Here is a 10,045-nt window from a genome sequence, read left to right on the forward strand (position 1 = left end):
ATCAATGCCGAATTTTTGCGCCAGATCCGCTTCGTTCTTGTAGCAGATCACGCGAGCTAGGCTGTTTTGCGCGGCGGCAGAGCTTTCGTAGGCGCGCGGGATCAGCGCCACGGAGCCTTCGCGCATCGCTAGTAGCGGCGAGAGTTTAGCGCGTTCATACTCCGCAAAATCGCCGTGCCAGCTGAGATGATCGGGCGTAATTGCAAGCAGCACGTAGATGTCGGGACGCGCGTGCTTGGTGTAGTACAGCGTAAATGAGCTCGTCTCCAGCACCCAAATTTTGGCGCTTTTATCAAGCTTTGCAAGCGGGACGCCCACGTTACCGCCCATTTGCGAGCCGTATCGCTCGAGTAGGTGCTGCATCATCTTTGTCGTCGTGGTCTTGCCGTTCGTGCCGCTGATCCAAATTTTAAGGCCTTCGTAATCGTCGAAATAATCATATTCGCTGATTAAATTCCGTGCCTTTCGTACCAGCTCGTGATGCGGCGGAAAGCCTGGGCTAGGGATTTCAAGCTCGCTTGAGGCGGGATCGAACTCGCTCGGGTTTAAAAGCGCGTTGCCGAACTCGTCCAGCTTAGGCGCGCCCGAAGAAATTTCAAATTTATCGTCGTAGATATCCCAGCAGCCGCCTTTTTGGCAGTGCTCGGCGATCGCCCTGGTCGTAAGTCCGTAGCCGAATAGCGATTTTTTCATTTTTCTCTCCTTTTGCCCCATAAAATTTGAGTTATCTCGCCCGCGCTAAGCTCAGCCGTTTCGCCGTATTTTTCGCGCGCCGTTTCGAAATCAGGTTCAATCTGCGCTCGCATTTTATCTCAGTTTCAGCGATGTCAGGGCTATGATATTTGCGATCAGCGCGATGATCCAAAAGCGGATGATGATTTTGTTCTCGACCCAGCCTTTAAGCTCGAAATGGTGATGTATCGGCGCCATCAGGAAAATTCTGCGTTTGAAAATTTTAAAGCTGCCCACTTGCAAGATCACGCTGAGCGTTTCGATGACGAAGACGAAACCGATCATTATGAGTAAAATTTCGTTTTTCGTGATGACCGCGCAGTATCCTAAAAATGCGCCCACGCTGAGGCTGCCGCTGTCGCCCATAAAGACTTCGGCGGGGTAGCAGTTAAACCATAAAAACCCAAGCAGCGCGCCGATGAGCGCCGAGACGATGATGCAGACCTCGCCTGCGCCCGCGACGCGCGGTAGCAAGAGATATTGCGAGTAGATCGCATGCCCGCAGAGATAGGCGAACACGCCCAAGCTGCAGAGCGAAAATACCGACGGAATGGTCGCTAGCCCGTCTAGCCCGTCGGTTAAATTTACCGCGTTTGAGCTAGCGCTTATCACGATCGTCCAAAACAGCGGCGCGAAGATCCATAAATTTAGCAGAGGGTATTTGAAAAACGGCACGAAAAATTCCCCGCCCAGGTCGCTAAAAGCATAAAGCGTAGCCCCGATCAGAAAAGCCAAGAAATTTTGCAGTGCAAATTTAGCCCGCGCGCTAAGGCCTGCGTGGTTTTGGCGGCCTAAAATTTTAGAGATATCGTCCTTAAAGCCTATGTAGCCGAAGCCTACCAAGCAAAGCAGCCCGCATAGCACGAAGACGTTGTTTAGCTTGGCGCACAGCAGGCTTGCGAGCACCGCGGCGGTAACGAAAACGAGCCCGCCCATCGTGGGGGTTTTGCTCTTTTTCTGATGGTTTTGCGGCGCGAGCTCGTAGATGGGCTGCGCGGCGTGTCTGGCTTGCGCCCAGCGGATAAATCGCGGCATAGCCCAGACCGAAAAACAAAAAGCGATAAAAAACGCGATTCCTGCGCGCGCGGTGATGTATTGGAAGAAATTTATATTCGTAAGATGGTAAAGATAATAAAACAAAGTTTGCCTTTTAAATTTTATGAAATTTTATACGAAAACGCGCATTTTAGTATAAAAGAGGTAAAATTTAGCTTTTAGGGCGGATGAAATTTTGCCGCATTTGCCAAAAGAAAGTATAATGCCGCTCGTAAAAACAGCGCCGCAGACCTGCTTCAAAAGGCCTGTGCGGCGAAATTTAGACGAAATTTAGGAGCCAAAATGAGGCAAAAGACGATTTTACTTATCACCGACGGCATCGGCTTTAACGCGAGCGATAAATTTAACGCGTTTGCAAACGCGAAAAAGCCCGCCTATGATTATCTTTTTAAAAACGTGCCCAATACGCTGCTGCACACCTCCGGGCTTGCCGTGGGCTTGCCGCAAGGGCAGATGGGAAACAGCGAAGTAGGGCATATGACGATCGGAAGCGGTAGAATTCTGTATCAAAACCTAGTCAAAATCGATCGCGCGATCGATGAGGGCTCGCTTGAGAAAAACGAAGCGCTACAAAGCCTGCTTTCAAAGTGCCGCAGGCTGCACGTCATAGGGCTTTACAGCGACGGCGGCGTGCATTCGCATCTGCGCCATTTTGACGCGATCTGCGAGATAGCGCAGAATGCGGGTTGCGAGACATGGGCGCACGCTATCACCGACGGGCGCGACGTTTCGCCGAGCAGCGGAGCGGAATTTTTAAAGCATCTACAGGCTAAATTTAAAGTCGCGAGCGTGTGCGGGCGCTTTTACGCTATGGATCGCGACAAGCGTTTTGATCGCGTAAAGCGCGCTTACGACGTGCTTATGGGCGAAGCGGCGCCGCTTGAAATTTCGCCTAGCGAGTACATACTGCAAAGCTACGAGCGCGGCGTGAGCGACGAGTTTATCGAGCCTGCGAGCTTTAACGGCTTTAGCGGTATCGGCGCGGATGACGGAGTGATTTTTATAAATTTTAGAAACGATCGCGCTAGAGAGCTTTGCGCGGCTTTGGGCGATGAGAGCTTTAGCGAATTCAAGCGAAAGCTCGTCGTGCAAAATTTAATCACGATGAGCGAATACGACGCGAGCTTTAAATTTCCTCTGCTATTTGAGAAGCCCGTGCTTAAAAACACGCTTTGCGAAGTGATCGCGGAAGCCGGTCTTACGCAGCTTCACACTGCCGAGACCGAAAAATACGCCCATGTGACGTTTTTCTTTAACGGCGGCGTCGAGGAGCCGCTGCCGAACGAAACTCGCGTGCTGATACCAAGCCCGAAAGTAAAAACCTACGACGAGCAGCCACAGATGAGCGCGCCTGCGGTGTGCGATGCGGTGATCCGCGGCATCGAAGCGGGGATCGATTTCATCGTCGTAAATTTCGCAAACGGCGATATGGTCGGCCATACTGGCAACTATGACGCCGCGGTAAAGGCGGTCGAGGCGGTGGATGAGTGCATCGGTAAAATTTTAAGCGCGGCGAGGGCGCACGATTACGCCTATGTGCAGATTAGCGATCACGGCAACTGCGAGGCGATGCGAGACGCTGACGGCGAAATTTTAACCAACCACACGACCTTTGACGTATTTTGTTTCGTCGCGGGCGAGGGCGTGCGCGAGCTAAAAAGCGGACTTGGGCTTAGCAACGTCGCAGCGACCGTGCTAAAGCTAATGGGGCTACCGAAACCTGCAGAGATGGACGAGGCGCTATTTTGAAATTTAAACGGCGCGGGTCGCGAGTAGATTTAAACTGCTAAAATTTAGGTAAATTTGGATAAATTTACGCTAGAGATTAAAATTTTAATAAAAGGACAAGTATGAAATTTAGTGGAAAAAACGTTTTAATCACGGGCGCGAGCCGCGGTATCGGCGCACAGATCGCAAGGACTTTAGCGGGCTACGGGCTTAAGGTATGGATCAATTATCGCTCAAAGCCCGAGATAGCCGACGCGCTGCTAGAGGAGATCCGCGCAAACGGCGGAGAGGGCGCCGTGATAAAATTTGACGCGACGAACGAGGCGGAATTTAGCGAGGCGATTGCCCTGATCGCGCAAAGCGACGGCGAGCTAAGCTATCTCGTAAATAACGCGGGCATCACGAACGACAAGCTCGCGCTTAGGATGAAGCTGGAAGATTTTATGGACGTGATCGAAGCAAATTTAAGCAGCGCCTTCATCGGCTGCCGCGAAGCTTTGAAGCTAATGAGCAAAAAGCGCTTCGGCGCGGTCGTAAATATCGCCTCGATCGTAGGCGAGATGGGCAACGCGGGGCAGGTTAATTACAGCGCGAGCAAGGGCGGAATGATCGCGATGAGCAAGAGCTTTGCAAAAGAGGGCGCAGCGCGCGGCATCCGCTTTAATTGCGTAACGCCCGGTTTCATCGCTACGGATATGACTGACGCGCTAAGCGACGACGTAAAAGCAAGCTACGAAGCGAGCATCCCGCTTAAGCGTCTCGGAAGCACGAGCGACGTCGCCGAAGGAGTTGCGTTTTTGCTTAGCGACGGTGCGGGCTACATCACCGGAGAGTCGCTTAAAATCAACGGCGGGCTCTATATGTAGCGTTAAATAGCGGAATTTAAGGTTAAATATTATAGAATTACGCGGTATTTTTTTAAAGGAGTGCTAAAATGGCAGTATTTGAAGATGTAAGAGACGTAGTTGTAGAACAACTAAGCGTTAGCCCGGATCAGGTTAAACTTGACTCTAAAATTATCGAGGATTTGGGCGCGGACTCTCTTGACGTAGTTGAGCTAGTAATGGCTTTAGAGGAGAAATTCGGTATCGAGATCCCTGATAGCGAGTCCGAAAAATTAGTAAGCATTAAAGACGTAGTAGATTATATAGAAAATTTGCCTAAGAAATAAAATTTTAAGGAAGCGGTTTTGAAACGAGTCGTAGTAACGGGCATCGGGATGATAACCTCTCTCGGGCTTGACAAACAGAGCAGTTTTGAAAATATCTGTAACGGAAAAACCGGGGTTGATAAAATTTCGCTCTTTGACGCTAGCGAATTTCCGGTTCAAATTGCAGCTGAAGTAAAAGGTTTCGATCCTTCGAGCATAATCGAGGATGGAAAAGAGATAAAAAAGATGGATAGATTTATCCAACTCGGGCTTAAAGCCACGGGCGAAGCTATAGAAGATGCTAATTTTAATGGTTTCGATAGCGACGAATTCGGCGTTAGCTCGGCTAGCGGTATCGGCGGTTTACCGAATATCGAGATAAATGCCAATACCTGCTTGCAGCGCGGTCCTAGGCGAATTTCTCCGTTTTTTATCCCTTCTGCGTTAGTAAATATGCTCGGCGGCTTTGTTTCAATATATTACAACTTAAAAGGCCCGAATTTATCTAGCGTTACGGCCTGCGCGGCTTCCGCGCACGCGATTATGGACGCTGCGAGAGTTATCATGATCGGCGAAGCGAAAAAGATGCTCGCAGTGGGTGCCGAGGCCGCGGTTTGTCCCGTAGGTATCGGCGGATTTGCCGCGATGAAGGCGCTTTGCGCTAGAAATGACGATCCTGCGCACGCTTCACGTCCGTTTGATGCGGAGCGAAACGGCTTTGTAATGGGTGAAGGTGCGGCGGCTTTGGTTTTAGAAGAGCTAGAGGACGCAAAAGCGCGCGGCGCTAAAATTTACGGCGAGCTCGTAGGATTCGGCGCTAGCGGCGATGCTTATCATATCACTTCGCCTAGCCTAGACGGCCCGATCCGCGCTATGAAAAAGGCCTACGAGATGGCGGGACGCCCGAATATTGATTATATCAACGCTCACGGAACGTCCACCGCGATAAACGATAAAAACGAAACCGCGGCGTTAAAAGAGCTTTTCGGCGAGGGCAAAGTGCCTGCGGTCAGCTCCACCAAGGGCCAGCTAGGACACTGCCTGGGCGCTGCCGGAGCGGTAGAGGCTGCGATCAGCCTTTTAGCGATGCAAAACGGCATCATACCGCCTACGATAAATCAAATTTCAAAAGATCCCGATTGCGATTTGGACTATGTGCCAAACGTTGCCAGAAAAGCTAAACTCGATTGCGTTATGAGCAATAATTTCGGGTTCGGCGGCACAAACGCGTCGCTTATTTTCAAAAGAGTAGATTGATGGCGAGCTATTTGGACTTCGAAAAGTCTATAAAGCAGATCGACGAGGACATCACCGCTGCAAAAATTCGCGGCGATGAGGACGCGGTCGAAATTTTAAACAAGAACCTCGAAAAAGAAATTTCCAAAGTTTATAAGAATTTAAACGAATACCAAAGACTTCAGCTTGCGCGCCATCCGGATCGCCCTTACGCGATCGATTATATTCGCGCGCTTTTGCAAGACGCCAGGGAGCTTCACGGCGACCGCGCCTTTAGAGATGATCCTTCGATCGTATGCTATCTGGGCATTATGGGTAACCGTAAAATTGCCGTGATCGCCGAGCAGAAAGGTCGCGGCACCAAAAACAAGCTGAAGCGAAATTTCGGCATGCCGCATCCGGAGGGCTATCGCAAGGCACTGCGCGTAGCAAAACTTGCAGAGAAATTTAACCTTCCTATTTTGTTTTTGATTGACACTCCGGGCGCATATCCGGGGCTTGGCGCCGAGGAGCGCGGCCAAAGTGAGGCTATCGCGCGAAATCTATATGAGCTTAGCGATATTAAAACGCCTACGATCGCCGTCGTTATAGGAGAAGGCGGCAGCGGCGGAGCTTTAGCGATCGGCGTGGCCGATCGTTTGGCGATGCTTCAAAACTCAATTTTTTCGGTTATCTCTCCAGAGGGCTGTGCTGCGATTTTGTGGAACGATCCAAGCAAGAGCGAGGCTGCTACGAAGGCGCTAAAAATCACCGCCGAGGAGCTAAAAGAGCTGGGCTTAATTGACGACGTGATCAAAGAGCCTAAAACGGGCGCCCACAGAGATAAAGACGGCGCGATAAAAGCGCTTGGAAACTACGTCTTAACCGAGCTGCACAAGCTAGACGATCTTAGCATAGACGAGCTCATTAGCAGAAGACAACAAAAAATTTTAAGGTTCGGTGCTTATAAAGAAAACTAAATTTTAAATTTCGCGACTTTTTTAAAACCAAATTTAATAACTTCACACTCTAAGAGGACAAATGGAAAATACAAATCAAAATTCCGCTCAGACCGCCGTTTCAAATTCTAATCAAAACGGCAGAAAAACTTACGCTAAAACGCACGTTCCCGTAGAAGGCTACCAGATCGAGGAGCTTCGCTCGATGGATCTTGAAAATCTCATCGCCATAGCAGACGAGCTAGGCGTCGAAAACCCGCGCGAATTCCGCCGTCAAGCGCTCGTTTTTGAAATTTTACGCATGCAGACGAAGCAGGGCGGTTTCATACTTTTTACGGGGATTTTGGAGGTTACCGCCGAGGGTTACGGCTTTTTGCGCGGCATAGATTCAAATTTAAGCGACAGCGCTAATGACGCCTACGTGAGCTTAAGTCAGATCCGTAAATTCGCCCTGCGCGTCGGCGACATCGTCACAGGCCAGGTGCGCGAGCCGAAGGATCAGGAGAAGTACTACGCGCTTTTAAAGATCGAAGCGATCAATTATAAATCGATTCAAGAGGCCAGAGAACGCCCGCTATTTGACAATCTCACGCCGCTTTTCCCGACCGAAAAGCTCAAGCTCGAATACGATCCTATGCGCCTTACCGGTCGCGTGCTCGATCTTTTCACCCCGATCGGCAAGGGGCAGCGCGGGCTCATCACGGCGCCTCCGCGTAGCGGTAAAACGGAGCTGATGAAAGAGCTTGCCAACGGCATTACGCGCAACCACCCCGAGGTCGAGCTTTTGGTTCTGCTAGTCGACGAGCGCCCCGAGGAGGTGACCGACATGGAGCGTAGCGTGCGAGGCGAGGTGTTTAGCTCGACCTTCGATCAGCCCGCGTTCAACCACGTCCGCGTCGCCGAGCTCGTCATCGAAAAGGCAAAACGCGCCGTCGAAAACGGCAAGGACGTCGTCATCCTGCTTGATAGCATCACCCGCCTTGCGCGCGCTTACAACACCGTCACGCCTAGCAGCGGCAAAGTCCTAAGCGGCGGCGTGGACGCAAACGCCCTACACAAGCCGAAGCGCTTCTTCGGTGCGGCGCGAAATATCGAAAACGGCGGCTCGCTTACCATCGTCGCTACCGCGCTCATCGAGACCGGCTCGCGAATGGATGACGTGATCTTCGAGGAGTTCAAAGGCACGGGCAACAGCGAGATCATCCTCGATCGCAATATCTCGGACCGCAGAATTTACCCGGCGATCAACATTACCAAGTCCGGCACGCGCAAAGAGGAGCTTTTGCAAGGCAGCGAAAATCTGCAAAAGATCTGGGCGCTGCGCTCGGCGATCTCGACGATGGACGACGTCGAGGCGCTGAAATTTTTATACGCCAAGATGCTAAAAACCAAAGACAACACCGAGCTGCTATCGATAATGAACGGCTAAATTTTATTAAATTTGCCGCTCGCTTAGTCGTTTTAAATTTGCAAGCGACGAGTGTCGCAGCTCGTCGCGACGCTCCCGAGCAGACGCCTTGTTACGCCCCCACCGCGGCGGCTACTTTGCGCCGCACGCTTGTCGGTTTAAATTTCGCGCTGTGGACGCGAGAATTTTGACCGCCCTTTTACGGGTACATATCATATTTTGCTGCGCCGGATAAGAGTTGCGTGCAGAGCACATGCTTTTTTTATGGTACTGCGGCGCGAAATCGCTCGCTTTAATTTCACATCTAGCTACTTGGTATTTGAACTTTACGCTGCGCACGGATGTCTCCATACGGCTTTTCTTTGTTCGCTCAATCGTTTTAAATCTACAACTCGCCGCGCGGACGGATACTGCCCCCTCCTTTTTTTGCTCGCTCTACAGTCGCGGCTTATAAAACGGCCGTTCGGCTTTTTAATCAGTCCGAGCAGATACCGTCCCGCGACTGTTTTAAAGCAGGCGCTGCTGCACTTTTTTTGAAATTTGATTTCTAAATTTCAGATCGCGCGTCGCGACCGCAGGCTTGCGCTTTAAGACGGCACGAGTGCTTGCAAGATCACTGCTTCTAGTCGTTGTGATCTTTTGCATCGTAAGGCATACATATCCTCCACTTCAAACTTACGCCGCTCATAGTCTCGGCATCTGTAATGCTGCGCGCGATAGCCGGTCGTAATTTCAAAGCGATATGAAATTTTATCTCGCGTCCGATCTGCGCTTGATCCTTCTTAAACTAAATTTTAAAATTTCTGCGCGCAAGCAAAATTTTAAAATTTAAAATCCTTTGTGCAAAATCCAAGCTTTAAAATTTTAATCACGCCGCATCGGCGCCGTACCTGCCGTAGCTAAGCTTAGCGTATTTGCGCCCAACTTGCCGCCACTATAGCCGCCGAATGTCTCTCGTCAGAATTAAACAGCCGCCTATCTTGCATTTTAAGAAATTTTAAAAGGCCCTAACGTATAATTAAATCTATTTTAAAGAAGAACTATGAAGGTTTCTAAAAATTTCCTCGTTGCGCTTGCGCTCGGCATCGTAGCTTGCGCGCTAGGAGGCTGCGGCTTCATCAAAAAGCCCATGACTAGCGAGGCAACGCTCTTAGATCGCGTCGAGATGGCGACCGGCGTGGAGAAGTCGAACCTATCCGTCGTGCCCGATTCGGTGCGAAGCGAGATCGACTCAGTACATTATAAGGTCAGGAGCAAAAACGGGGATTTATATCGTTGCTATTTTTCATCCGTTATAGTAGTTGATTCTGACGTGCTTTGCACAAAAATTGTTGGCGCAGGCGGTACTGGAGGTTCCAAAAGTGGTAACTGCAACGCCCTGCTCAAAGCGGCGGGTAAGTGCTAGCGCGCTAGGGACGGCTTAAATCGTGCGGCTTTAAAACGGTTCATTCGGCCCAAATGCGCGCCGCTAGCCGTTTAGGCCGCACCCGCAAAATCTTCATCGCTCCTGCAAAGCAAGCCCGCTACTTCTACGGCGCATTTCGGCGCTCGCTATGCTGGCAGGTAGTAAAATTTTAACGCTTTTAGGCTTTGCCGCACGGATTGCGAAATTTTAATGCGTAAATTTTAAATTTAGGGGCGCGTTTGGGCTCTTTCGTTACGAAACGAGGCGCAAAATTTACGCTTAAATTTTACCGCGCACGATTACCGTATGAAATTTCATCTCGTTAAAGCCCTTTGCTGGGGCGCTTCGCGGATCACTGCGCGCATTTAGCCGAGCTTAAACGTCGCAACTTA

General features: G+C 50.5%; 10 protein-coding genes. 7 read left to right on the forward strand and 3 right to left on the reverse strand.

Annotated features, from left to right (window positions below):
• Together Q0256_RS01745 and mraY are read right to left on the reverse strand one after the other, a co-directional pair.
• Positions 1 to 693, reverse strand: a 693-nt coding sequence (locus tag Q0256_RS01745) for a Mur ligase family protein (RefSeq protein WP_297959527.1), incomplete at its 3' end; no start/stop codon positions are given.
• Between the two features lie 114 nt (positions 694 to 807).
• The gene (gene mraY, locus Q0256_RS01750) at positions 808 to 1,872 is read right to left on the reverse strand and encodes a phospho-N-acetylmuramoyl-pentapeptide-transferase (RefSeq protein WP_005873354.1); all 1,065 of its coding nucleotides are present in this window, start codon (positions 1,870 to 1,872) and stop codon (positions 808 to 810) included.
• A gap of 198 nt (positions 1,873 to 2,070) precedes the next feature.
• Here mraY and gpmI point away from each other — a divergent pair, with 198 nt between their 5' ends.
• From gpmI to rho, 6 genes are all read left to right on the forward strand, one after another.
• On the forward strand, positions 2,071 to 3,537 hold the full coding sequence (gene gpmI / locus Q0256_RS01755; protein WP_297959528.1) for a 2,3-bisphosphoglycerate-independent phosphoglycerate mutase: 1,467 nt from the start codon (positions 2,071 to 2,073) through the stop codon (positions 3,535 to 3,537).
• A gap of 101 nt (positions 3,538 to 3,638) precedes the next feature.
• Positions 3,639 to 4,382: a 3-oxoacyl-ACP reductase FabG gene (fabG, locus tag Q0256_RS01760; protein WP_297959529.1), complete on the forward strand. Its 744-nt coding sequence runs from the start codon at positions 3,639 to 3,641 to the stop codon at positions 4,380 to 4,382.
• 68 nt (positions 4,383 to 4,450) lie between these two features.
• The gene (acpP, locus tag Q0256_RS01765) at positions 4,451 to 4,687 is read left to right on the forward strand and encodes an acyl carrier protein (protein ID WP_005873350.1); all 237 of its coding nucleotides are present in this window, start codon (positions 4,451 to 4,453) and stop codon (positions 4,685 to 4,687) included.
• A gap of 18 nt (positions 4,688 to 4,705) precedes the next feature.
• Positions 4,706 to 5,923 carry a beta-ketoacyl-ACP synthase II gene (locus Q0256_RS01770; protein WP_297959530.1) on the forward strand — a complete coding sequence of 406 codons (1,218 nt, stop codon included), beginning with the start codon at positions 4,706 to 4,708 and terminating at the stop codon, positions 5,921 to 5,923.
• Positions 5,923 to 6,861, forward strand: coding sequence for an acetyl-CoA carboxylase carboxyl transferase subunit alpha (accA, locus tag Q0256_RS01775; protein ID WP_297881080.1), 939 nt, complete (start codon positions 5,923 to 5,925; stop codon positions 6,859 to 6,861). The genes Q0256_RS01770 and accA overlap by 1 nt, the downstream gene beginning before the upstream one ends.
• A gap of 61 nt (positions 6,862 to 6,922) precedes the next feature.
• Complete coding sequence (gene rho, locus Q0256_RS01780; protein ID WP_005873347.1) at positions 6,923 to 8,269, forward strand: transcription termination factor Rho; 1,347 nt, start codon at positions 6,923 to 6,925, stop codon at positions 8,267 to 8,269.
• 486 nt (positions 8,270 to 8,755) lie between these two features.
• Here rho and Q0256_RS01785 read toward each other — a convergent pair whose 3' ends face one another.
• Complete coding sequence (locus Q0256_RS01785) at positions 8,756 to 8,893, reverse strand: hypothetical protein (RefSeq protein ID WP_297959531.1); 138 nt, start codon at positions 8,891 to 8,893, stop codon at positions 8,756 to 8,758.
• Between the two features lie 397 nt (positions 8,894 to 9,290).
• Between Q0256_RS01785 and Q0256_RS01790 the strand changes: the two genes are divergently transcribed.
• Entirely contained in the window at positions 9,291 to 9,653 is a 363-nt protein-coding gene (locus tag Q0256_RS01790) for a hypothetical protein (RefSeq protein ID WP_297959532.1), read from the forward strand.
• Positions 9,654 to 10,045 lie beyond the last annotated feature (392 nt).

This window comes from uncultured Campylobacter sp., assembly GCF_937949835.1.
In the GTDB taxonomy this organism is placed as follows: Bacteria; Campylobacterota; Campylobacteria; order Campylobacterales; family Campylobacteraceae; genus Campylobacter_B.